Here is a 24,856-nt window from a genome sequence, read left to right on the forward strand (position 1 = left end):
CCCCTCACATGACCTCCCCGCTGACCCTCCTCATCGTCGATGACCACTTCGTCGTCCGCAGCGGCCTCGTGGCCGCGCTGGAGATCGAGGACGACATCGACATCATCGGCGAGGCCAAGCGCGGTGATCAGGCACTGGAGGCCTACCAACGCCTGCGGCCGAGTGTTGTGCTCATGGACCTGCAACTCCCCGGCCTGAGCGGCGTGCAGGCCACCGCGGCGATCTGTGCGCACGACCCCGAGGCGCGCATCCTGGTGTTCTCCACCTTCTCCCATGAGGACGAGATCCTCTCTGCGCTGAACGCCGGGGCGGCCGGGTATGTGCAAAAATCCTCCACCCGCGAGGAGCTGCTGGACGCCCTGCGCCGCGTGGCCGCAGGCGGCACCTCCCTGCCGCCAGACCTGGCCCAGCGCCTGGAGAGCCAGCGCATCCGCCTCACCGTCACGCCGCGCGAACGTGAGGTCCTGGAACTCATCGCCAGCGGCCAATCCAACAAACGGATCGCCGCCGCCATCGGCATCACGGAGGACACCGTGAAACGCCACGTGACCCACATCCTGGAAAAGCTGGGCGTGAACGACCGCGCCCAAGCCACCGCTGAGGCGATCCGCCGCGGGATCATTCGGCCTCCTTTGCGTCAAGATGGTAGAAGAACCGTCTCGGTTCTTGTTCGTCGAATCACCCAGCACTGCCAAGAGCCGGGACGGCTCTTCTACCTTGCCCTGTAGCGACGTAGGCCGGGAAGCTCAAAGGAGGCGGGGGTTCCAGCCCCGCGGGTGAGCGGAGGGGATGTAGGTGATGCGGAAGTTGTACCCTATGACCGGGAGTGACGTCAGCGGTTGTTCGACTGAGCCGTCTAAAGACGGTACTCCAACCCTGCCGACGGTCGTTTGGGATAGCTTGGAGGTTTGTCACCGATGCGATGCCACATACGCGGGGCTGGAACCCCCGCCTCCTTGACGTTGCCAGTGCCGCAAACCGTCCCGGTTCTTGTTGCTCAAAACCACCCTGCGCAACAAGAGCCGGGACGGCTCTTCTACCTTGGCGAGTAGCTCCAGTGCTCGCGTCCAACGACGGCGAGAGCTCAAGTCTGATGTCTTCTGTCTTCAAGTCTTCAGTCTCCCGCGCAGCGGGCCTCACTTCCCCAGCCGTCGCGCGGTCGCGGCTCTGGCCTCGGTGAGAGGCCGGTAGCGGGCGGTCACGGCCTCCAGCACATCCGGCGGCGCGGTCTCCGGGTTGCCCGCCTGGAAGGGCGGTTCAGGAGCATACTGGACGTCGAGCTGGATCTGCTGCGCCACGTTCTCCCCTCGAACCAGGGCGACCAGTGTCAGCGCGCCATCGATGCCCGCGGTGACTCCGGCGGCCGTCACCAGATCACCGTCCACAACCACCCGCTCCTTGGCCGTGATGGCACCGAAGTGCCCCAGCAGGGACAATGCCGACCAGTGCGTGGTGGCCCGGCGACCCCGCAACACTCCGGCCGCGCCGCAGAGCAAAGCCCCGGTGCAGACGGAGAACAAGGCACGGCCATCATGCTGCTGCGCGGCGATGAAGTCGAGCAGGTCCCGGTGCTCCATCAACGCCTCCTGCCCTGGCCCGCCGGGGACGACCAGCACATCCGGCTGGCCTGCCTCCTTGAGCGCAATCTGAGGCGTGAGGATCAGCCCCTTGTGATCGCGAACCGGCGCGCTCGTGAGACCGACCACCTGGATGCGGGCCTCCGGCACGCGGGCGAGCACGGAGAAGGGTCCGGTGAAGTCGATCTGGTCCATGCGCTCAAAGACGAGCATCGCGATGGTGATGGGCCGCCCGCGAAGGCTCGTGAGAAATCGCGGGGGCGGCGTCGCAGAGGCAGTCGCTGCCGCTGGTGCCGCCTCGCCCCGGGTCGATGCCTGCCCCAGCGTGACCCCGGCCAGGGTGCCCATCGTGAGCCGGGCAAATTCACGTCGCCCGGTTTTCAGGGTGCTCTCCTCTTTCATGCTCTGGTTGTCGTGCTTCATGGCTTGGTAGTTTCCTCTACTTGGTGCGCAGAGTGACAAAGCGAGCCTATCCCGCCCCCAAACCCCAACAAAGGACGTTACTCCGCCAATTTACGCCATGCGCCGCACGGGCCCCGCATCGACTCAGGTCCCCTTCCCACCCAGGGCTTTCTCCAGCTCCTTCGAGATCTCCTCTGCCTCAGCACCTCCGTGCGCTGCCAGATTCAGCAGTCGCTGCATCTGCTCCAGATCGGTTTCGTAGAGGCGCCGGGCAGCTTCGTGCTCGGTCCGCGTCTTGGCGACGACCAACTTCTCCAGCCGCGCAGGACCTCCGCCATCTCGATCACCTGGCGTGCCTGCTCTGCGGGAAGGGGAAAGACAGCACCCCCAAGCCCTCGACCACGACCTTCGGCATCGGAGTCTCATGGGAGCCGGAGCAACAGTAGTCCCCCGGCCGATTCACGGCCTCCAGGATCCCCTCCAGAGACACGAGGGACTGATTGTAGGTGAGGTCGAATCCTTTGGCTGACATAAGCAAGGCCGACAAAACTAGCTAGACTGGATCGCAGGTCAAAGGGCACGTGACTTGCTCCTTCCTCCCTGCGCCTGTCTTCCCACCGCAACGCCCGCCGGGAAGGTTAAAGGAGGCGGGGGTTCACAGCCCCGCGTAGGTGACGTCGCATCGGTCGCAGACGCCCAATCCACACTCGATGTCGCCGGCAGGGTTGGAGTACCGCCTTTAGGCGGCTCAGTCGCAGAACTCCTCACGTCGCGATCGGTCATTACGCACAAGGACAGCATCACCCTCTCCCCTTCGCTCACCCGCAGGGCTGGGACCCCCCGCCTCCTTTAAGTCAACAGCCTCGAAGGAGCGTGTCGGTACTTGTTCCTCAAAATCCCAGCGGCCCAAGAGCCGGGACGGCTCTTCTACCTTTCCCACAACAACGCCCGCCGGAAAAAGTAGTGCTGGTCCCGCATACGGGACTGGCTCATCGCGCCTCTCCCGCCGGGAAGATTAAAGGAGGCGGGAAGAGGATCGTGGGAAGTTTGGCAGGTGAGCCGGTTGGCACAACCGGACTACGCCTGTGGCGACCTCTTGTGCGAGAGTTCAGGTCTGGTGTCTGGTGTCTTCTCGTCTGGTGTCTTCTCGTCTGGCGTCTCCCGCGCAGCGGGCAGGGCTGGGAACCCCCGCCTCCTTTAAGCTGCCAGCCCTGATCAACCGTCCCGGTGCTTGTTCCTCAAAACCCCCAGCGCACCCAAGAGCCGGGACGGCCCTTCTACCTTTCCACCTCAACCTCCAATATCCAACGTCCCCTTATTCACTCACACACTTCCTCTCGATTCCAAATCGATTCCGATTCTATCTCTGTTCTGAGTGGGATCTATCTCCGCCAATGACTTTCTCACTAAACAGACTTTATCATTGGAAGACTTTTTCATTAATGTTGCAGGGCTACTTGCTGAGCCGTTGCAGGTGGGGTTGGAGGCGCGTTGGAAGTGGGTTGAGAGGGATTGAGGGGAGGTTGCCGATGACATGGGGGCAGCTTGGGGTCGTGTTGCAGGGGACTTGAGGCTAAAATTTGGAAATTATAGAACTGGAGGTCCGTTGGGACAGGGCACCCACCCCCTTGGTCCAAAGTTGATGGTCCGCTTTGCGATTCTCGGCGACCGTGGCGAAGAGCGAGGTACGCAGCTCAATCACGAGCGCTTCCCGGTTCTTGTGGCGAATGCTACAGGCCGTACGCCCTCCACGTCCCGTGGGGGACCTGGAAACGCGCACGCGCAGGAAGAAACCCAGTTCCTCCAGCCGGTTCAGCGTGGCCCCCAGCATCCAGCGGGAGAGTCGCGGGCAGTGCTCTGCAGGCACCTTGCCCTTGAAGGTGCTGGCTGAGGTGTAGCCGCAGACCCGGTGCTGAAGGGTGTTCGTAGAGACCCAGGCGTATTGTTTCTGCCCAATGACGGAGAGCACGGCACACAGCACGCGGAACTCCCGCCACGAAAGGTAGCCTGTATTTTCGTGGAGAGGAGACCTGCCCACCTCCATAAAGGCGGTGTCCAAGGCGTTCCAAACCCACTTGGCATTGATGGTGACGAGGGCAGACTTGGGGAGCTCTGACGTGTGCTGTAACAGCCTCTCGTAGCCCGACCGGACTGACCGCCAGTCTCCCACCTGCGCCTGCGTGAGCTGCGAGCCGACACAGACATCCAGGTACGCCGTCCAGTCCTCCGCCTGCTCCCTACCTGGAGGATTGGGCAGGGCATGCGCTGCCGCCAGCGCCTCGTGCGCCTTGGGATCGAGCCTCCTGGCCCCCACCCCTGCTGAGAGTATGGAGTGATCCAGAATGGCATCCATGCACTGCAATGAAGTCTCACCATACGTCAGAGCACTCAGGGGAAAACGGAAATACGGATCAGTCGTGGCCATGGGGTCAAAGGGAGTTCAGCTCCCCCAGACAGCTAGCACCGGGTGGAAAAACTCGCCAGAAAATAATGTTCACATGAACACTCTTTTTACTGCGAGGATGAGGCCCTCCGGAGCGTCTCTCCCCGTCCCCGCTCTACTCATTCCCCGTAGTTCTTAGCCCGCGTTCAATCTCCCACTAGCCTCGGATTGCTCTATTGCGACTCATTCGCATTCTCAAGTTGACCCGTCTAGCGTCGGCAGCGAAGGGGGCCAAGTATGCCTCAAAGATATTGCCACAAGCAACGACTCCCACACTCCCGCTCCATCGCTCTCGTAGGATCCCTGGCCACGACCCTGGCCTGCCTGCCCCTCACCGGGGTGGCGGCTGAGCCTGCAACACCAGCCAAGCCAGAGGCGACCGCAGCCAGCGTGGCCCCCGTCCCAGTCTCAACAACGACTGCCCCTGCCGCCCCCGGTGCCGCACAGGAGCTGGACACCGTCACCGTCACCGCGACGGCCGAGCCCCCTATCACCACCGTCCCCGCCACGACCTCCACAGGCCTGGCGCTGACCATCCGCGAGACACCGCAGTCCGTCACCATCGTGGACCGCCAGCGCATCGAGCAGGAGGGCTTTACGAACATCGCGGAGGTCCTGTCCAACACGCCCGGGATCACGGTGGTGAACCTGGACACGGAGCGCACCTCCTACTACGCCCGCGGGTTCCCCATCACCCAGTTCCAGGTGGATGGCATGCCCTACTTCACCGGGGCCAATGAGTCCTGGGGCGCGACGCCCGTTTATGACACCTCCTTCTACGAGAGCATCGACATCCTGCGCGGATCCAACGGCCTGCTCTCCGGCCCAGGGTACCCCTCCGCCACGATCAACCTCAATCGCAAACGCCCCGGTCGTGAGTTCGGCGGCTCCATCGCGGCCACCATCGGCACCTGGGAGTACTACCGCGGCGAGGGCGATGTGACCATCCCCATCACGAAGGACGGCAGCGTGCGTTCGCGCTTCGTTGGCTTCTACCAAGAGCGGAATTCTTTCCTCGATCACTACAGCGAGGAACAGTTCGGCCTGTACGGCATCGTCGAGGCTGACCTGACGGAAGACACCACGCTAAGCCTGGGCTACCAGTACCAGAAGAGCGACCCCCGCGGGGCCTCCTGGGGGGCCGTGCCCTACTGGTCTGCCGATGGCACCCCGGCCAATCTCCCCCGCTCCACCAACTGGGCGGCCGACTGGAGCCGCTGGACCAAGGAGACCGGCACGCTCTTCACCATGCTGGAGCACAAGTTCAACGATGACTGGAGCATCCGCGCCGGCTACTCCCACACGGAGGGCAGCACGGACAACGTCATCGGCTACGCCGGCAGCGGCTTCCCCGACCTGACCACAGGCACCGGCATGAGCTGGTGGTTCGCGAACACCTATATGGAAGAAACGCGCGACAACGCCGACCTCCACCTGGCGGGTGCGTTTGACCTCTTTGGCCGCAAGCACAAAATCGCCGCCGGTTTCCAGTACAGCCAGTTCGAGGAAACCCCCGTCTGGACAAACTCCTCATCAAGCTACCCCGCCGACATCCCGAACGTCTTCAAGCTGGACCGCAATCCCACCGAGCCCAAGCAGGGCACGCCCAGCGCGGACCGCTATGTGGAGCAGTACGGCGGCTATGCCTCCATCCGCTTCAGCCTCGCCGATCCCCTCTCCCTCATCCTCGGCGCCCGCCTGAGCAACTGGGAGACTTACACGGACAACTATGACGCGAAGGGCAAGCACCTGTACAACGACAACGTCGCCAGTGTGGACGCCGAGTTCACCCCGTACGCGGGCCTGGTATGGGATGTGACGGACACCACCTCCCTCTATGTGAGCTACACGGATATCTTCGAGCCCCAGATGGGCCGCGATATCAACGGGAACATCATCGATCCCATCCGCGGCTCCAACATCGAAGCCGGGGTCAAGGCCGAGTTCTTCGATAAGCGCCTCATCGCGACCTTCAGCGTCTTTGAGACGGAGCAGGACAACTCCTACATCACCGACTGGTCCAGCCCCTTCCCGGATGGCAGCTACCCCTCCATCGCCACCGGCCCCATCACCAGCCAGGGCTTTGAGCTGGAGCTGGCCGGCCGCATCACGGACGACTGGACGATCAACGCCGGCTACACCCACGTGAGCACGAAGGACGACTCCGGTGCCCGCGCCAACAGCAGCGCCCCCATCGACATGGTCGTGCTCTCCACCAACTACCGCCTGCCCGGCAAGCTGAACAAGCTCTCCCTCGGCGGCGGCATGCGCTGGCAGAGCGATACCAACAACAGCTACTGGGGCAGCGATCCCAGCCTGAACTTCGAGCAGAACGGCTACTTCGTGTTTGACCTGAACGCGCAATACCGCATCACCGACAAGGTCATGCTCAGCGTGGTGGTGAACAACCTCTTCGACAAGACCTACTACCAGAACGTCGGCTTCTACGACGGCGTGTACTACGGCGAACCTCGGAACGTGCAGGTGTCGTTGAGGTACAACTTCTAGAAGTAAAAAGTAGTTAGTGAAAAGTGAAAAGTGAAAATCTGGGAGTTGAGAGTTAAATGAGAGACGTTAGACGTTAAGCGTCGCTCCCGTGATGAATTGTCCGCCCCGGCATGGCTTCCTGGCTGTGTCGGGGCGTTTTGTTTTGGCGCGACGCCTGCCGGGGAGGCTTAAAGGAGGCGGGGGTCCCAGCCCTGCGGATGTGACGCAGCAACGGCCGCCAGCGAACAATTCCCCCCCAGACGTCCGTCGGCAGGGTTGGAGTACCGTCTTTAGACGGCTCAGTCGCACCATCCCTGATGCCTCCCGCAACTAACACTCTACCGCCAACTCGAGTCTGATCCTCCGCTCCTCCGCGGGGTTGGGAACCCCCGCCTTCTTTACGCTGGCACTGTAGAAGCACCGTCTTGGTTCTAGTTCCTCGAACCATCCAGCGCCCCCAAGAGCCGGGACGGCTCTTCCACATTCCTGACGCACCTCCCGGCCCCTGCTCAGTCGTGGCTGTGTTCGTCAGAACGCGGTCAGGCAGCGCCGCCCGCACACCGCAGCCGCAATCCACCCCCAAACACCCACTCTCACCCGCCTCCTCCGCATTCTCACGAATGCAGCCACGAGCTTCCTAGAACCACCCACATCCCGCCCCTTGCTCAGTCGTGGCTGCGTTCGTCAGAACGCGGTCAGGCAGCGCCGCTCGCACACCAAAGCCACAAACCACCCCCAACACCCACTCGCACCCGCCTCCTCCGCATTCTCACGAATGCAGCCACGAGCTTCCTAGAACCACCCACATCCCGCCCCCTGCTCAGTCGTGGCTGCGTTCGTCAGAACGCGGTCAGGCAGCGCCGCTCGCACACCAAAGCCACAAACCACCCCCAACACCCACTCGCACCCGCCTCCTCCGCATTCTCACGAATGCAGCCACGAGCTTCCTAGAACCACCCACATCCCGCCCCCTGCTCAGTCGTGGCTGCGTTCGTCAGAACGCGGTCAGGCAGCGCCGCCCGCACACCACAGCCGCAAACCACCCCACCCCCACTCGCACCCGGCCCTTCCGCATTCTCACGAATGCAGCCACCAGCTTCCTAGAACCCCACACCTCCCCGACGCACTGACGCACTGACGCACTGACGCACTGACGCACTGACGCACTGACGCACTGACGCACTGACGCACCGACGCACCGACGCACCGCCCCACTCCGCTATCCCCCAAGCTCCCGCAGCCGCTTTTCCAGAAACCGCCGCTCCGGCTCCTGCTGGGCCAACGCCAGGGCCCGCTCATACGAAACACGCGCCTCCCTTTTCCTGCCCAGACGCCGGCACAGATCCGCCCGCGCGGAATGAGCCAGGTGATACTCCGTCAACACACCGCGCTGGAACAGGCCGTCGATCAACACCAGCCCCGCCTCGGGCCCATCCCGCATGGCCACGGCCACGGCGCGGTTCAGCTCAATGACGGGCGAAGGCACGGCACGGGCCAGCAGACTGTACAGTGCCACGATCTGCGGCCAGTCCGTGGCAGCCGCAGAGGCCGCCTCAGAATGCACCGCCGCGATGGCCGCCTGCAAGGTGTAGGGGCCGAAGCGACGCGACGTCAGCGCCCGCTCCACCAGCTTCACACCTTCGGCAATGAGGGCTCGATCCCACAGGGCGCGGTCCTGATCCTCCAGCAGGATCAGCTCGCCCTCAGGTGAGGTCCGGGCCGCCCGACGCGACTCCTGCAGGAGCATGAGGGCGAGCAGGCCCATGCCCTCCGGCTCCGGGAGCAGATCCAGCAGCAGACGCCCCAGGCGGATGGCTTCGCCAGAGAGTTCCGCCCGGGTGATCGAGGCGCCTGCGGAGGCGGAATAGCCCTCGTTAAACATGAGATACACCACCTGCAGCACCGCATCCAGACGCTCCGGCAGCTCCTCTGGCGCAGGCACTTGATACGGGAGGCGCTCGTCACGGATCTTCGCCTTGGCCCGCACGATCCGCTGCGCCAACGTCGGCGCAGTGGTGAGAAAGGCGCTGGCGATCTCCTCCGTGGTCAGACCGCAGACCTCTCGCAGCGTCAGCGCCAGCCGCCCCTCCGGTGCCAGGGCGGGATGGCAGCAGGTAAAGATCAGGCGGAGCTGGTCGTCAGGCACGCTCTCCTCGGATGCCGTCCCCACCTCAGCAGGGGCGAAGTCACCGCTGGGCAGGAGCTGGTCGGCGATCTTGTCCTGTGATGCATCGAACCGCGCCCGACGTCGCAGCCCATCGATGGCCTTGTGTCGCCCGGTGGAGATCAGCCAGGAGCGTGGATTGGCTGGCACCCCCTCATGGGGCCAGCGCTCCAGTCCCGCGGCAAAAGCGTCATGCATGGCGTCCTCCGCCAGGTCAAAGTCCCCCAGCAATCGGATGAGCGTGGCGAGAATACGACCCGACTCTGAGCGGTAGAGACCGTCCAGCGTGGTCCGCACGAGTTCGATGGAATTTTCCCGCATGAGCGGAAGGCTATGGGCCAGCTGCACAGGAACACAACGTGAAATCTGCCTCCCGCTGAACCTCGCCGGGCAGGCACGAGGGGGAGATCAGCTCGTCAGCTTGTTCTTCGCCAGCGCCCAGTAGGTGTAGATCGAGATGGCTGTGCCAAACGGCACATTCATGAGGTTCAACACCGCAGCCACAATCGCCGCCACCGTCCCCCAACTGCGATCTTTGAACAGCCCCCAACCCGCCAGAAAGAAAGGGATGGCCAAGAGGACCAGGATGGCAGAGAGGCCCAGCCCGATGACCAGCGGGATGAAAGACCCCTCCTCATGGGGCACAGCGATGGCCGGGATGCTCGTGCCCAGCAGGATGAAAGGCACCGCGACCAGGGGCATCAGACCGCAGAAGATATTGCCCCCCGCCAGGATGAGCCGGCGCGGCCCTTTGGTGGCAGGCGACTCATTCAAAATCGAACGAATTGCAACCCTCTTTTTGAGGACGGAAAGCAAGGCTCATTCCGAACGCCTTCTGGCGGAAGCGCACCAGCCTGGCGGCATCTGCAAGAAAAATTCCGCAACTCCCGAACAAACGGGGACATTTGCCGCCCCAATCTCCCGCCATGACGAAGCTTCTTTTAGCCGCCCTCCCGGCCCTCCTTTTTGCCATCCCCTCACCCGCCGCTGCCCCCCGCCCTGCCCAGGTAGCGAAACAGGAGCGGGAGCGAATTCTGACCCAGGCGGATGCCGCCTTGATGATGCAGCCGGTATCCATCACGTCCGACCGCTCCCCGCTCAGCGAGGGTCGGCCTGACGAATTCTTTTCCATGAGCGACTACTACTGGCCCGATCCCGCCAAGCCCGACGGGAAGCCCTACCTCATGCGGGACGGTCAGTCGAACCCGGAAAACTTCAACGCGCATCGCAAGTCCCTCATGGCCATGCGCGATGCCACTGCCGCGCTGGCGACCGCCTACCTCCTGACCCGGGAGGAACGCTATGCGGCCAAGGCGGTGGAGCTGCTGAAGGTGTTCTTCATTGACAAGGCCACACGCATGCATCCCAGCCTGGACTACGCACAGGCCATCGTGGGCAAGGCCACCCCGCAACGTGGCACGGGATTGATCGACACCCTGCATCTCATCGAGGTGCCGTTGTCCATCCTGGCCCTGCGCGACTCCCAGGCCCTGTCCCAGGAAGACTTTGGCAGCCTGCGCCAGTGGTTCGTGGACTACACGCATTGGTTCATCGAAAGCCCGAAGGGCCGAAATGAGGCCAATGCCAAGAACAACCATGCCGTGGCCTACTGGCTCCAGGTGGCCGCCTTTGCCACGCTCACCGGGGATGAAGCGCTGCTCGCCGAATGCCGCCGCCAGTTCAAGGAAATCTTCATCCCCATGCAGATGGGCACTGACGGCAGCTTCCCGTTTGAACTGGCCCGCACCAAGCCCTACGCCTACTCCATATTCCAGCTCGACCTCATGGCGGCGCTGTGCCAGATCCTCTCCACACCTTCAGACAATCTCTGGACCTTCACCACGCCGGACGGCAGAAGCATGGCCAAGGCCGTAGCCTTCCTCCACCCCTACCTGGCAGACAAGTCTTCCTGGCCAAAGGCCCCGGATGTGAACGCCTGGGAGGGCTGGCCGGTCCGGCAGCCCGCGCTGCTCTTCAGCGGCCTTGCCCTCCAGGAGGAAAAGTATGTCATGCTCTGGCAAAAGTTAAAGCCCGACCCCCAGGACTTTGAAATACGCCGGAACAACCCCATCACCCAGCCGCTGCTTTGGACTTCCCTCTTGGCCGCACCACCCGCGCAACACAATCACAATCCACCCCCACCCCCGCTCGCACCCGCCCCTTCCGCATTCTGACGAATGCAGCCACGAGCTTCCTAGAACCCCACTCCGCACGCCCGTCTGCTCAGTCGTGGCTGTGTTCGTAAGAACGCGGTCAGGCCGCGCCGCCCGCACACCCCAGCCACAATCCACCCCCAACACCCACTCGCACCTGCCCCTTCCGCATTCTGACGAATGCAGCCACGAGCTTCCTAGAACCCAACACCTCCCGCCCCCTGCTCAGTCGTGGCTGCGTTCGTCAGAACGCGGTCAGGTAGTGCCGCCCGCACACCCCAGCCACAATCCACCTCCACCCCCGCTCGCACCAGCCCCCTCCGCATTCTGACGAATGCAGCCACGAGCTTCCTAAAACCCCACTCCGCCCGCCCCCCTGCTCAGTCGTGGCTGTGTTCGTAAGAACGCGGTCAGGCAGCGCCGCCCGCACACCCCAGCCACAATCCACCTCCACCCCCGCTCGCACCTGCCTCTTCCGCATTCTCACGAATGCAGCCACGAGCTTCCTAAAACCCCACTCCGCCCGCCCCCCTGCTCAGTCGTGGCTGCGTTCGTGAGAACGCGGTCAGGCACGTCATCCGGCCACTGCGGAGACAAGACTTTCCGCGCAGCCAAATCCCCCCCGGACCTTCCCGCATTCTCACGAATACAGCCACAAGCCGCCTCCGCCCGCCTCCTCACTCCAGCTCTACCAGCACCGGAAAGTGGTCGGAAGGCGTCCGGGGCAGGTAGTTCCTGAACTTCATCTCCCGCGGAAACGCCACCGATCCAGTTTCCGCCGCATCCCCTGAGGGCGAGCGGTAGCTGTCCGTCAGCACCCCGTAGCGCAGCACCTTGAACCCCCGGGTGTGAAAGATGTGATCAATGCGACGGTCGGTGTAGGCAGTTACCTTGAACCCATTGGCGGTGCCGTTCAGAGCATACCGCTCCTCTGCGGTCTCAAAGCCATCCGCCAGGAACTGCGAATCATGAATCCGCCGATAGCTCTCGCTCGTCTGATCCACGTTAAAATCCCCGGTGAGCACCGTGGGCCGCCCACCCGCGATCTCCCGGATCTTCGCAAGGATGAGCCGTGCGCCCTCCAGGCGGGCCGTCGTGCCGTGGTGGTCAAAGTGGGTGTTGAACACATAGAGCGTCTCGTGCGTCTTGTTCGATTCCAGCTTCACCCAGGTGCAGATGCGGTTGAATTTCGCATCCCAACCGATTGAGGGCAGTTCTGGCGTCGGAGAAAGCCAGAACGTGCCGCTGTCCTTGAGGGTGAAGACATCCTTGCGATAAAAAATGGCGGCAAATTCGCCCGCCTCATGCCCGTCGTCCCGTCCACAACCGGCATGGGCGTAGGCTGGCAGATGTCTCTGTAGATCCTCCACCTGATGGTGGAGAGCCTCCTGGATCCCCAGAACATCGAAACGGTGAAAGCGAATCAGCGACGCGACGACCGGCGCCCTTTGCAGCCAGCCATTTCCGTTTTCCCCATCCCTGGGATTGTCATACCGGATGTTAAAGGTGCCGACAATGACGGCCAGCGACGTCTGAGTGCCCAGAAGCAACAACCACAACACCACCCCCGCCTGCATCAGTGTGCACAGGGCTCCTGAGCCCCTCCGCAGGCACGGGATGAACTGGCACGGCAGGCCGGGCACGCCAGCGCAGGGACGGGATGATAATGAGGCAATGTTCTTCATGGATGACAAACAGTCTCGGCAAGTCAGGCAGGCACAGCAGCGGGCAGGGTCGTTCACTTCAGCCCATCTGCTCCCGCCTCCGAGACAAGCGGGCCATCGAGCGCTCATGCGCAGGCGAACGATGGCTCACCTGTGCGCCCCCTCTGAACACGGGCTGAGACGCCCCGGCCTGCGCCGACGCCCCACGAATGCCACAGCGCCCAACACCAGCAACATGGGCACCGTGGGCTCTGGAGTTACTGCCAGATAGTAGTTGTCCGTGTAGAACACACCGCGATCCAGGTTCGTGGCAAAGATACCGCGCCCCACCGTGCCAAAGTCCGGCACCACCACCGTCTTTCCAGTGCCGCTCAAAACATCCGCCGTGACCTCAGCAGTGCCATCCGCCCCAAAGTCATCCAGCGAGACATCGACAAAGGTGAATGTACCGGTGACCGGGTCATAGTTGATGGTGCCCTCCAGCCTGTACCAGTTGCCAGACGTCAGGGAGGCCACCGTATTCCCAAAGTAAGTGCCAACTCCTCCCACTGCTCCCGTGGCCCCGTTGGCCGCACCAAAGCTGAAGCCACCCTCAGCCGTGCGAGCCAGACCCACCAGAACCGTGTCCGCAGCCGTCACCCCCGTACCCGCTCCACTGAAGGAGTTGAACTCCGTCGTGGCCCGTGTCCAGCCAAACGACATCGCGCTGCCATTAACTCCTGCATTCCCGTTATACTCGCCGTACATGGAGAAGGTGGCGGTGGAACCAATGGTCATGGATGCCGTCACGGCACCGCCGTTGTTGCCAAACTCCAGCCCCGTAGATCCGCCCACTCCCACATTCGCTCGCAACGTCGGATTTCGTTGCAGGCTGAAGTCAAACAGCCCGGCATCCGCAAAGGTGCCGGAGTTGAAGTTCGCATCGGTCACCACCGTGGCCGCCCACGCCGGGGCTGCGAAACAGGCGGAAACTGCGCAGGAGGCCAGAGCTTTGCAGACAGTGTACGAAGTGAGGCGCATGAGGAAGGGCGTGCTTGGGTTTTTTGGTTAAAGGTGATAACTCCAGGGTGCGACCCCAGCCAGGCGGCTGGAGGCACCCACATGGGTGCGGACGCGACGCAGCCCACGGCGCGGCTTCCGCCCGTCTGCGTCGAAGGCCAGCCTGGTGACGGTTTTGTCACCTTGATCGGACCGCATCCGGGCTGGAATCCCGTTACCAGCTTCTCCAGGGACACGTATGAAGTTCCAATCTCGATCAATTCCACCATTGGCGCGAGTTGATGCGGATTCTGTGATCCTCGTCCGCCAAGAATTTTCAAAACGCATCACTTTTTTAGAAACACCCTTCTACGCGGTGCGATGCCCCTCATGACGTGATGACTATCTTTCCTGTTGATGCTGGACCTCTGCTTGATGAGGCGTTTAATTGCCCTTCCAAAACCCAGACCCATCGCCATGCCCCCCTCCTCACCTGCCGAATCTTCCGGGAAGACCGCTGTAGATGGAGCAGCCCACCCGGCAGCAGCCCCTCCAGGTGAGAGCCTCACCTCAGAAGAGTTGTTGCCAGTCATGTATGGGAAGCTGCGGCGGCTCGCGGCGTCCAAGTTGTTCCGGGAGTCCGGCCTGCAGACACTACAGCCCACCGCGCTGGTGCATGAGGCTTGGCTGCGCCTGGCCACCTCCCAGTCAGAGTGGGACAGCCAGGCCCACTTCTTTGGTGCCGCCGCGGAGGCGATGCGGCGCATTCTGGTGGACCGGGCCCGGACCAAGTCCGCCGTCAAACGCCAGCTCACCGACGATCCAGCGCTCGCCCAGAGCGAGGAGCCCGCAGAGGGTGACCACATCCTGCTCATCCATGAGGCCCTCACCCGCCTGGAGAAGGAGGATGCCCACGCGGCACGGATTGTCATGCTCAAGTTCTTCAGCGGATCCACGAGCGAGGAGATCGCCTCCATGCTGGGGCACAGCCTCAGGACGGTGGAAAGACAGTGGACCTTTGCCAAGGCCCGCCTGTACCAGATGATCCAGGAGGATCTGAACCGCCCGTGAATCGGGAGCCCCTGCCTGTGAACACCGCCGTTGAAGGAGCCATCTACGAAGTCGCGCTGTCGCTGGAGGACGCGGAGCAGCAGCGGCAATTCCTAGAACTCACCTTCCGCGATGATCCACATGGGCTGCAACGGATGAAGACACTCCTGGGGGCGGCCAGCGAGGCAACGTCGTTCTTTCTGGAGGCGCGGGAGGCCCGCACGCATCTGGCCACGCAGCTCATGAGCGATCTGCCACCCCAGAGTGTGCCCTCCAACACCACGGCGGCAGACCTTCCCCCGGAGGTGGGCTCCTGCATCGGGGACTATCTTCTGGTCCGGTGCCTCGGTGAAGGTGGCAGCGGCATCGTGTACGAGGCAGAGCAGGCCCAGCCAGTGAGAAGACGCGTCGCGCTCAAGCTCTTCTGGATCGATACCGGCAGCGCCATCACCAAGGCGCGCTTCGATGTGGAGCGCCAGGCGCTCGCCATCATGGACCACCCGAACATCGCGAAGGTGCTGGATGTCGGCGGTTTCCACAACGGCAGTCCCTACTTCGTGCTGGAGCTGGTGGAGGGAGAGGCCATCACCACTTACTGCGACCGTGAGAAGCTGGACGTGCGGCAGAGAATCACCCTCTTCATCTCTGTGTGCGACGCCATTCAGCACGCGCACTCCAAACGGATCATCCACCGCGACATCAAGCCCTCCAACGTGTTGGTGAGCGGCCCCCGCCATCAACCCGTGGCCAAGGTCATCGACTTTGGCATCGCCAAGGCAGTCGCCACCGACACCAAGGTGGAGCCCCGGCTCACCGGGCACGATCACTTCCTCGGCACCCCGGCCTACATGAGCCCGGAGCAGGTGGAGATGATCGGCATCGATGTCGATACCCGCAGCGATGTGTACAGCCTGGGCGTGCTGCTCTATGAACTGCTCACCTCACAGACACCCTTCGACCGGAAGGTCCTCATGAACGCCGGCATGGCGGGCATGAGGAAACTCATTCTGGACAAGCAGCATCTCAAGCCCTCGGCACGGCTTACCGAGGTGGGTGAGGACACGTTGAAATCCATCTCCGCCGCACGCCAGGCAGAGCCTTCCCGGTTGCTCGCCTCCGTGCGGGGTGACCTGGACGGCATCGTCATGAAGGCGCTTGAGAAGGACCGCAACAGCCGCTACGAAACCGCAAGCGCTCTGGCGCTGGACCTGAAGCGACATCTGCAGGACAAGCCAGTGACGGCCCGCCGGCCCAACAACTTCTACACCTTCACCCGCTTTGTCCGGCGCAACCGCATCCCCTTCTACTCTGCTCTCGCCGGGATCACCGCCATTCTCCTGGGATTTGGCGCTTCAACAATGCTGTACCTTCGGGAGAAGGAGGCACTGAGTGAGCAGGAGCGGCTGAGTCTGGAGGCCCAGAAGTCCCGGGATCAGGAGCTCGCCCTCCGTCGGCAGGCCCAGGCGCGGGCCAATGTCTCGCGAGCCGCCTTTTTGCTGGGTGAGGGCAAGATCAGCGAGGCGGAAGAGCTCCTCCAGCAGACGCCCCTGATCTCCATCGAGCCCTCCAAGGAGGCGTCCTCCGTCTTCCGCACGCTCGGCAACTGGTACGCCACCTACGGCAGATGGGCGGAAGCCGTCCAGTGCTATCGCCTGATGGCCCAGGCCACCCAGATGACCCGCCCGGAAGAAATCCTGCGTGGCACGGACCTGCTTATCACTGCCCCCGCCCTGCTGGAACTCGGAGACAAAAAAGCCTACGAGGCCTTCCGCACCGAGACCCTCTCGCGGTATCTCCCCGCGACAGACCCCCTACAGGCCGAGCACATTCTCAAGGCCTGTCTGATTGTGAAGACCACGCCGGAAATGCTGCAACAACTGGCAGCCGCAGCCGCCATTTGCGAGGCCGCCGTGCAAGCCCACTCCGATGGCCCCTTCCCCGCATGGGAGGCATATTCTCTTGCCCTGTATCACTATCGAAAAGGCGAATACGAGAAGGTGCTCCAGATCGCCCAGGCGGCCCTCGCTGCACCCAACATTCGTGAAATCTGCGCGGCCGGCCTCAGAGCCATGATGGCAGCCTGCTATCAGCATCTGGGCCAGGATGATGCCGCCAAGACGGAGCTTAAACTGGCCAGGACCGTCATTCGTCGCACCAGGGTCGATGAAGCGAGCGAGGAAAGGGTCATCTTCTTCAAATGGTACGACTGGTCCGTGGCCTCCCTGCTCCTGAAGGAGGCTGAGGCAGAGGTTCGAGCCCAAACACGACTCCGCAAGGACAGCTCGTAGCTGCACGTTATTTCCTTTCAGTCGTGGCTGCGTTCGCAAGAACGTGGTCAGCGTGGGCCGCTCGCATCCAACGGAAGCAACCCACCCCCCAATAGGTCACTCGCACCTACCATTCCGCATTCTCACGAATGCAGCTACGAGCTTCCTCTCCGCTCACACTTCCCCCGCAAGCCAAACCACCCTCCAACCGCTCGAAAACCAACCTCCTCCAGATCACTGTAAGACCGCCCCCAACTCACGCTCCACCAAATCGCGTTACACCTGACAGCCCGGGGTCATTGGAAGACTGAAAACCAAGCCACTCGTCGCGAATCCTGTCCACCCAACTATGAACCGCCGCTCCTTTTTCCACGCCACCGGTATCGCCACCCTGGCCTCCCAGCTCGCCGCGCAGACTGCCCCCATTCCAGCCAAGGCAGACTACAGCGGCCCCGTCTTCAAACTCGGGAACATCGGCTGCGGGGGTCGAGGAAACTTTGTCTCCAGCATCATCGCAGAAAACCCCGGCTTCCAGATCGCTGCGGCCTGTGACTACTTCCCAGAGAGCGTCACCAAGTACGGCGAAAAGTTCAACGTCCCCGCCGAAAAGCAATTCACCGGGTTGGACGGCTACAAGAAGATGCTGGAGCACGTGGATGTCGTGGCCATTCACAGCCCGCCCTGCTTCCATGTGCAACAGGCCATCGATGCCGTCGCTGCTGGCAAGCATGTCCTCATCGCCAAGCCCGTGGCCATTGATGTGGCCGGTTGTGAAACCATCCGCCAGCTTGCCAGAGATGCTGCGGCAAAAGGCATCGTCGTCCTGGCCGATGTGCAATCACGCGGGGACGAGTTCTTCCAGGAAGGCATCAAGCGGGTCCATGAAGGGGCCATCGGCGACCTCCTCTATGGTGAGTGCCACTACGAGGCCGAGCTCATCCCCTGCAAGCATGATGACACCCAGCCGGAAGGCCGCCTGAGAAACTGGATCCGGCATCGCGACCTGGCAGGAGACATCATCACGGAGCAGAACATCCACGCCCTCGACATCGTGAGCTGGGCTTTCGGGCGGCCCACCCGCGTCACCGGCCAGTGCGGACGCGCCGCCCGCCCGGACCATATCGGCGATGTGGCGGATCACTACTCTCTTTTGTTCGAGTTTGCCAAAGGCTCCGTGAGCTTTGCCTCCCGCCAGTTCAACGGCTGGGGATCGCCCTTTATGTGCGGCAATCGCTTCGTCGGGAACAAGGGCATCTTCACCTCCGAGTTCGCCGGTCGTGTCATGATCCGCGGGGGCAAGGCAGCCTACTGGCCCGGCGGCGTGGCCACCAACCTCTATCGCACGGGTTCAGAGAAGAACATCGAGCAACTCCGCGCCGCCATCGCCGCCAAAGATCCGAAGGGCAACCCCACCATCGAAGGTGCCGTGGAATCCGCCCTGCTCACCCTCTTTGGCGAATACGCCGCCAAGACACCCGGCGGCGCGACCTGGGACCAGTTCATCGCGAATGCCAAGCCGGCAACGCCTGATCTGGCGGGGCTCAAGGAGTAGCCCGGGCCCGTGTTGCGGCAGGCAAAAGGCCTGAGAGTTCTCACACCAAGGCACGAAGGCACAAAGGGTTGGGAAGCTAAAGGTAGTGCGGGGCTCTAGCCTGGCGGCGATTGACTGGAGACATGCGATTGCCAGGCTAAAGCCCAGCACTACTTTGGTGGCTTCGCCCCCTGGGGGTCAAGACGCCTCCAACGTCCTCCGGCAGGGTTGGAGTACCGCCTTTAGGCGGCTCAGTCGCCGGAGGAAAAAAACTTCCTCCCACGATCAACCCACACACCCTCTCTTCACAACCTCCTCGAACCCTCTCACCCGCATTCAACACCCCGCCTAAAGGCGGAACTCCAACCCTGCCACCAACGCCCCCTGATCTGAGGACACCCACCTCGCTGCTCCTCTTCTCACCCACACCCTCCAACAGCGCGAACCCCTTCTCAATCTTCAACCAAGATCCGCACCGGGGTTGGAGTACCGCCTTTAGGCGGCTCAGTCGCCGGAGGAAAAAAACTTCCTCCCACGATCAACCCACACACCCTCTCTTCACAACCTCCTCGAACCCTCTTACCCGCATCCAACACCCCGCCTAAAGGCGGAACTCCAACCCTGCCACCAACACCCCCTGATCTGAGGACACCCACCTCGCTGCTCCTCTCTCCCCACTCACTCCAACAGCGCGAATCCGACTCAAGCAGCACCAGCCTGTTCGCCTGGCCATCCACGCTTCTCCCGTCGTTCGCCCCCGAGCCCAACCGTGGTACGACTCTGCGCTGCCATAGCCGCACACTCCTCCCGCCGCTTGGTGACAGCATACTCCAGCCCCCAAAGAGCCAGAACAAGGTGCCGCCTGCCAGGATCGGATACAACACCCTGCCCATCCATTCAGGCAGCCGTCGTCAAGCGGAAGACTAAGTTGACGCTTGTTGCATCGCCCTATGAATTCCGCCCTCGGCACTGTTCGCCTTCATCTCTTAACTCAATACATCAGCCCACGACGTCCGCGGAGCTTGTCGTTCACGTTCTCCCGCTTGTCCCAGTAGTCCTCCCTCCTGTCCCCCGGTCCACTGTAATGGCGACGGTCATAACGATCCTCGCGACGATCATAGCGATCCTCCACACGGTCCACATGCCCCGCCACACAGGACGTGAAGCACGTGGCAACAGTCAGAGCCAGCAAGGCCATAAGTACAGCTTTCATAGTTTTCAGAAGCGTGAGTTATACGGAGTGAAACAAAGACACCCAGGAGATGCCCACCGAGCACATCAGTGAAGGGCCGGGGAGCCATCCATCTTCATGGCTCGTGCACGACACTGGGTATTCGGATCGGGCGACCTGCATCGGCTGTATCTACTCGATCATGCCTCAAATCCTCTGACGAGGAAAGCGTCACCTCTATCCAAATTCCGAAAAAATCGCCACCGCCTCCTTTGCCGCGCCTTGCACCGGCGCACGCCCCCGGTCACCATGCTCATCATGGAAATGGAAACCATCGAATGGTCCGACTTCACCAAGGTGCAACTGCGCGTTGGCAGAGTCTTGAGCGCCCAGCCTTTTCCCCAGGCCAGAAAGCCCGCCTACATCCTTCAGGTGGACTTTGGCCCAGAACTCGGAGTGAAAAAATCCAGCGCCCAGATCACGGCGCTCTACACTCCTGAGAATCTGGTTGGCCGCCTTGTCCTCGCCGTGATCAACTTCCCCAAGAAACAAATCGGCCCCATTCAATCCGAATGCCTCGTCACCGGCTTCTACAATAAAGATGGCCACGTCGTCCTGTGCGCACCTGATCAAGACGTACCCCTGGGCACGCGACTGCTTTAGTCGAGATACAATAAATTGTTCTTAGCAGGCGCAAGACATCCCCATCGCCCCTCTCATGAAGACGCCTGTGTCACTGCCCCCACAATTGGGTGGAGACCCGGTAACGGATTGTGCGCAGTTATCATGCGCCTATCTTGTGGCATGCGGATATACACTATCATCTTCACCAACGGAGACCGGAAAATCTACCAGGCTGATCGTCATGTTACAGGCAGGGATGCCTTTGTTCTCCTCCGTCAGAACGGGGAAAGACTGAGCTTTGCCATGAAGAATCTCAGAGGCTGGCAGCTCGTCTCCACCTCTACACCAGCCGGTCAACCTGTCGGCTGAAGTGGGGCTTGGGCGATGGAGCATCGGGTTCAGGCCTTCTGGCCACCGGCATTTTTTATCGCTTTCATCAGGAATCATCGTGACCGCATAGCGACCCTCATTTTTCCCAGCGCACCCTTCCCTGGCCACCTCGCGGCGTGCTCTTGGGGTAGTCTGGATTCACCTGCTGATCCTTCATCTGGACCAACGCTCCAGCATCTGGCACGGGCTGCTGGTTTATCTTCACCGCTCCCAGTTTGAAGCCCTTCACCGTGACATCACGGTCCGGCGAAAAGATTTCCACCCAGCGTGCAGGCTCCGGCCCATGCCGGTAAGTGGCAGACATGGGCCCCACCTCCACCAGCTTGAAGGCAGGCTGGGGTGTGAACAGCAGGTCCACATCCTCTATGTGCAGCCCCTCCACATTCGCGGCGATCTGCACCACCCCGGGCCGCGTGAAACGCAGTTGTTTCATCGTTATATTCTGCAGTGTGCCCACTTCCACGCTGAAATCCCTGTCCCGTCCCACCTCCAGATTGGGCTGGTCGTACAGCTTGAACTCCCGGATGTCCGTGAGGTCTCGCAGCACCACGTTGCTGATCGGGCACGCCAGCATATCTCCACTGGGGAAGCGTTTCACCCCAGGCAGCAGCCGGATGGCATCCGTCGCCTTGCTTCCAGCAGGCGCCCCCGTCACCTTCTCCACCACCACATCCCGGATGGGGCCGAACGTCGGTGTGTAGTTGCGCCACTCCCAGGCATTCAGCGCCACCAGATCATCATGCGTCACACCGGCAATGTCCCGGATCACCCCGTTCCTGGCAGGCCCGTTCACATGCACGCCATCGCGCCCATTTTCCTCGAACCGCATCCCCTCCACCTGGAACTGGCTCACATTGCCCAGATGCACCCCAAAGGACCGGCAGCGGCGGATGGTCACATCTTTCACCGCAAGCCCCTGCACGTTGCTGAACACAAACGTTCCGTTGCAATTCGGCACCGTATTGCCCACATCGGACCGGCCCGCACGATTGCCGTTCATGCTGGGCACACCCACCGCCAGCGTGGTCCAGATGCCGCCTTCAACCCCCAGATTCCTGTCGGGCACCAGATCTTCTGGAACGGGACGGTCCGAGAAGTCGCGGATGCCCCGGTTGCGCACCATGCAGGAGTTCACGCCAGGTTTGAGCCGAATCTCAGCTCCAGGCTCTGCCTTGATCGACTGGCCCGAGCCAAGCAGCAACGGCGCGTCCAGGTAATACGGCTCCTGCCGGCCCGGTATCTCCAACCGCCCATGCTTTTCAATCGCCGCCTGGAACGCATCCGTCCAGACCTCCGCCGTGACCTCTCGAACCTCCACCCCGCCCTTCCCGTCCGGCCAGTCCTCCTTCCACGTGCCGCTCCGCACCAGGGTGCCAAACTCCTCCAGAACGGCCGCAGCCGCAGGCTTCACTCCTGGAGTGCCGCTCTCAAACTCGATCAGCGACTTGCCGGGAACCACCATCGGATCCAGTTCCCACACATTCCGATACCCGTAGATGTAGAGGGTGATGTAAGTGGGGATGTTGAGACCTGCGCTGGGAAACTTTGGAGGATCAAACTCTGCCGGAAAAAGAGAGCCCGGATCCCCGACGAACGCGGGCTCATCAGGCAAATTGTTCCGGCAGTAGATCAGGATCTTGGTCGAGGTATCAGGAATCAACCGCCGAAGCGTAGCCTCTGCCATCTCCGTGTACGGCAGACTCTTGCTGCCCTTGATACGCAACCGGTCAAAATGCGCCCTGCTCCTTGCATCCAGGACGACCGTCTTCTCCTCTTTTGCCATCCCCACAAAGTCCGCCTCACTGACCCGACGCATCACCCGCAGCGCCTCCGCCTCTTGGGCCGCCTTGAGGAACGCCGTGGAATCACTCGAAGCCCCCGTCGGGACCGCTGGCGGCGGCACCTCCACCTTGGGCTGCTCGCCCATCAGCAAAAGACTGGAAGCGGAGACCAGAAACAGCCCCACCCCTGTAAGAACTCGAGAAACCCGCGTCATGGGAAAAAGCATGGCGGGAAAAGTTCGAGACGGCAAGACGCAAGCACTTGGGGCCAGGGAGCGAATGGCGAACCGAGACCTTAAAACAATCGCGAAGACTCTCGATCACAGATGCAAGCAGTCAGCCGAAGCTCCTCCTCGAAGAGGATCCGGCCACAAGCCCAACGTTGACCAGCCTCAAGCGAGTCTACGTTGGGTAACCGAGATATAGAACTCTACTCCGAGGGAGTTTCGGCGGTCTGGTGCCTACTCAAACGGCCTGTGCCGGTGAAGTCAGGGGAGCGCACGCATCTTGCGTGCTGTTTCCGGCATCTTGCCGGGAACGTCAGTCAGCGCGTGACCTCGCAACGCACAGCCGAACCCTCGCGCGATGTGGGAGTGTCGAAGCCGATGGGAAGGAAGCGGATGCGGTCGGCCTTCGCACCTGCCCCCCCTCTTTGGTAGCTACCCAAGGTTGACTCGCTTAAGGCTCGTCCAACCTTGGGCTGTGCTACAAATCCCCTTCAGGGATCAACTGTAGACTCTGGCGGACCTGTTCCTGGTAAAACCCAGATTTCGCGCAGTGGTGCGGCCACCAAGGAACCAGCCCGGCCGAAGCTCTTCCTCAAAGAGGATGGGACGACAAGCCCTACGCTGATGACCTTCCTGCGAGTCTCCCTCCCCTTGCTGACTCGGTGAAGTCGCGAGCGTTGACAACGGATCTCATTGGGTGAAAGTCCCCTCAAGTGAAAAAAAAGCTGATAGTCGTGAGCAATCCGGAGGAGATGCGCAAAGCCTTGCGCAATCTGCCCGTCGTTTCGCGGGAGGAAGCCGTACGGTCTATTTTGGCCCAGAACGGGCAAAGCACCTCTCCGAAGCAAGAGAAGCGCAACTAGCGCTCCTTGCCAATGAGCCTGAAGGATCTGCTCAATAAAATCCTGACTTCGTAGGAGGCGAGCATCGGGTCTATGTGCCAGACCCACCCACCACTGTGACCAAAGTTCCATCAGAATGGATCGCAGTACCGGAGGTGCAGAACGTGACCTTCTATCCGTCAACACGATGGGATTCTCGTCACAGATGCACACCCTCGAAATTTTCGACTTACTCCAACAGGGCTCATTGTTCCAATCGATCTGGTAGTCTCCGCAGTCCCGTTGGGAGTCACCAAAGTACTCGCAGAACCTTCAACGGAGTGGGAGTTCGACGACTAACCCTTGGACTCTAAAACGGAGTTCAAGGGCAACTCTCGCTGCCCCAATCACCCCGGACGCACCACGGCTGCCAGCATCGGGCAGTACACCCGGCGATAACTCCAGGCCAGATACACCTCCATGGCCGCAAAGAAGAGCGCGATGATCGTCCCATCCGGGACAGCAAAGACATGGAAGGCCACGATGTTCACGATCATCGGAGCCAGAAACGCCAGAGCCAGCGGCACGAAGCGATTGATCAGCAGCAACACCCCGGACACCAACTGAGTGCCCGCAATCAACGGCATCATGTACCCGGATCCCATGAGGCCCGTGAAGAGGGCCATCGCCGGTGCTGGCAGGGGAGTGTCCGGTCTGGGGATGAAGTCAAGAAAGCCATTGAGGCCGAAGACCGTAAAGCCCAGCCCATAGAAAAGACGGACGATGTGAGGAGCGATGGCTCCGAAGCCGCGTTTGGTTTCGCCATTTGCATTCATAGGACAGATATTGATTGGATTTGATAGGGGTGGATTGCTCTCAGGGACACGACATGGACGCGGCGGACCTTGCGGACGCCGCCATGCGACCCCGAAGGCTCGTCATTCCATCCCCTTGACGATTGGGGCGGGATGAGAAGGACAAATCGGTAAAAAAAGTTGTGTCGCCCCTACTGAGCGAGGCTCGCACCCCCGCCCTCTTCCTGAACTCACCAACCCTTCGTGCCTTTGTGCCTTCGTGTGAGAACATCCCGCTCCCATCCTCGCGAGCCCATGCCGATTGCCGACCG

20 protein-coding genes are annotated in these 24,856 nt (G+C 61.8%); 8 read left to right on the top strand and 12 right to left on the bottom strand.

Translation table 11 applies throughout. From position 1 onward, the window contains the following. The first annotated feature begins 8 nt into the window (after positions 1-8). Entirely contained in the window at positions 9-728 is a 720-nt protein-coding gene (locus VSP_RS36270; RefSeq protein ID WP_009962756.1) for a response regulator, read from the top strand. A gap of 408 nt (positions 729-1,136) precedes the next feature. On the opposite strand, the gene VSP_RS19340 is transcribed toward VSP_RS36270, so the two are convergent. From VSP_RS19340 to VSP_RS19355, 4 genes are all read right to left on the bottom strand, one after another. Beyond that, a complete protein-coding gene (locus VSP_RS19340; RefSeq protein ID WP_009962757.1) occupies positions 1,137-2,000 on the bottom strand; it encodes a DJ-1/PfpI family protein in 864 nt (287 codons plus the stop codon). Positions 2,001-2,123: 123 nt separating this feature from the next. After that, positions 2,124-2,288, bottom strand: coding sequence for a hypothetical protein (locus VSP_RS42440; protein WP_009962760.1), 165 nt, complete (start codon positions 2,286-2,288; stop codon positions 2,124-2,126). Between the two features lie 34 nt (positions 2,289-2,322). Then, positions 2,323-2,511, bottom strand: a complete 189-nt coding sequence (locus tag VSP_RS19350) for a hypothetical protein (protein ID WP_009962761.1) — start codon at positions 2,509-2,511, stop codon at positions 2,323-2,325. A gap of 1,041 nt (positions 2,512-3,552) precedes the next feature. Continuing rightward, complete coding sequence (locus VSP_RS19355) at positions 3,553-4,404, bottom strand: hypothetical protein (protein WP_009962762.1); 852 nt, start codon at positions 4,402-4,404, stop codon at positions 3,553-3,555. Between the two features lie 255 nt (positions 4,405-4,659). Between VSP_RS19355 and VSP_RS19360 the strand changes: the two genes are divergently transcribed. After that, positions 4,660-6,930: a TonB-dependent siderophore receptor gene (locus VSP_RS19360; protein ID WP_053332357.1), complete on the top strand. Its 2,271-nt coding sequence runs from the start codon at positions 4,660-4,662 to the stop codon at positions 6,928-6,930. Between the two features lie 1,198 nt (positions 6,931-8,128). On the opposite strand, the gene VSP_RS19365 is transcribed toward VSP_RS19360, so the two are convergent. Next, positions 8,129-9,394, bottom strand: coding sequence for an RNA polymerase sigma factor (locus VSP_RS19365; RefSeq protein WP_029190587.1), 1,266 nt, complete (start codon positions 9,392-9,394; stop codon positions 8,129-8,131). Positions 9,395-9,481: 87 nt separating this feature from the next. Further along, positions 9,482-9,847, bottom strand: a complete 366-nt coding sequence (locus VSP_RS39685; protein WP_009962765.1) for a hypothetical protein — start codon at positions 9,845-9,847, stop codon at positions 9,482-9,484. Positions 9,848-9,999: 152 nt separating this feature from the next. Between VSP_RS39685 and VSP_RS19375 the strand changes: the two genes are divergently transcribed. Next, a complete protein-coding gene (locus VSP_RS19375; RefSeq protein ID WP_009962766.1) occupies positions 10,000-11,247 on the top strand; it encodes an alginate lyase family protein in 1,248 nt (415 codons plus the stop codon). A 656-nt stretch (positions 11,248-11,903) separates the two neighbouring features. On the opposite strand, the gene VSP_RS19380 is transcribed toward VSP_RS19375, so the two are convergent. The 3 genes from VSP_RS19380 to VSP_RS43115 form a co-directional block, all read right to left on the bottom strand. Further along, entirely contained in the window at positions 11,904-12,911 is a 1,008-nt protein-coding gene (locus tag VSP_RS19380) for an endonuclease/exonuclease/phosphatase family protein (protein WP_198141191.1), read from the bottom strand. Positions 12,912-13,037: 126 nt separating this feature from the next. Further along, positions 13,038-13,910: a PEP-CTERM sorting domain-containing protein gene (locus VSP_RS19385; protein WP_009962769.1), complete on the bottom strand. Its 873-nt coding sequence runs from the start codon at positions 13,908-13,910 to the stop codon at positions 13,038-13,040. 27 nt (positions 13,911-13,937) lie between these two features. Beyond that, positions 13,938-14,087 (bottom strand): hypothetical protein, encoded by a 150-nt coding sequence (locus VSP_RS43115; protein ID WP_009962770.1) that lies wholly within the window; start codon positions 14,085-14,087, stop codon positions 13,938-13,940. Between the two features lie 258 nt (positions 14,088-14,345). On the opposite strand from VSP_RS43115, the gene VSP_RS19395 reads away from it, so the two are divergent. From VSP_RS19395 to VSP_RS19405, 3 genes are all read left to right on the top strand, one after another. After that, complete coding sequence (locus tag VSP_RS19395) at positions 14,346-14,939, top strand: ECF-type sigma factor (protein WP_009962771.1); 594 nt, start codon at positions 14,346-14,348, stop codon at positions 14,937-14,939. Positions 14,940-14,956: 17 nt separating this feature from the next. After that, positions 14,957-17,206, top strand: coding sequence for a serine/threonine protein kinase (locus VSP_RS39690; RefSeq protein ID WP_157210971.1), 2,250 nt, complete (start codon positions 14,957-14,959; stop codon positions 17,204-17,206). A 328-nt stretch (positions 17,207-17,534) separates the two neighbouring features. Next, on the top strand, positions 17,535-18,737 hold the full coding sequence (locus VSP_RS19405) for a Gfo/Idh/MocA family protein (protein ID WP_009962773.1): 1,203 nt from the start codon (positions 17,535-17,537) through the stop codon (positions 18,735-18,737). Positions 18,738-19,707: 970 nt separating this feature from the next. Here the strand turns inward: VSP_RS19405 and VSP_RS19410 are convergent. Then, the gene (locus VSP_RS19410; RefSeq protein ID WP_156345970.1) at positions 19,708-19,929 is read right to left on the bottom strand and encodes a hypothetical protein; all 222 of its coding nucleotides are present in this window, start codon (positions 19,927-19,929) and stop codon (positions 19,708-19,710) included. Between the two features lie 282 nt (positions 19,930-20,211). Here VSP_RS19410 and VSP_RS19415 point away from each other — a divergent pair, with 282 nt between their 5' ends. Continuing rightward, a complete protein-coding gene (locus VSP_RS19415) occupies positions 20,212-20,550 on the top strand; it encodes a tRNA-binding protein (protein ID WP_009962776.1) in 339 nt (112 codons plus the stop codon). A gap of 141 nt (positions 20,551-20,691) precedes the next feature. After that, complete coding sequence (locus VSP_RS36285; RefSeq protein WP_009962778.1) at positions 20,692-20,880, top strand: hypothetical protein; 189 nt, start codon at positions 20,692-20,694, stop codon at positions 20,878-20,880. A gap of 97 nt (positions 20,881-20,977) precedes the next feature. On the opposite strand, the gene VSP_RS39695 is transcribed toward VSP_RS36285, so the two are convergent. Continuing rightward, positions 20,978-22,897 carry a hypothetical protein gene (locus tag VSP_RS39695; RefSeq protein ID WP_198141193.1) on the bottom strand — a complete coding sequence of 640 codons (1,920 nt, stop codon included), beginning with the start codon at positions 22,895-22,897 and terminating at the stop codon, positions 20,978-20,980. 1,240 nt (positions 22,898-24,137) lie between these two features. Next, positions 24,138-24,566, bottom strand: a complete 429-nt coding sequence (locus VSP_RS19430; RefSeq protein ID WP_009962782.1) for a hypothetical protein — start codon at positions 24,564-24,566, stop codon at positions 24,138-24,140. Positions 24,567-24,856 lie beyond the last annotated feature (290 nt).

The organism is Verrucomicrobium spinosum DSM 4136 = JCM 18804 (assembly GCF_000172155.1).
In the GTDB taxonomy this organism is placed as follows: domain Bacteria; phylum Verrucomicrobiota; class Verrucomicrobiia; order Verrucomicrobiales; family Verrucomicrobiaceae; genus Verrucomicrobium; species Verrucomicrobium spinosum.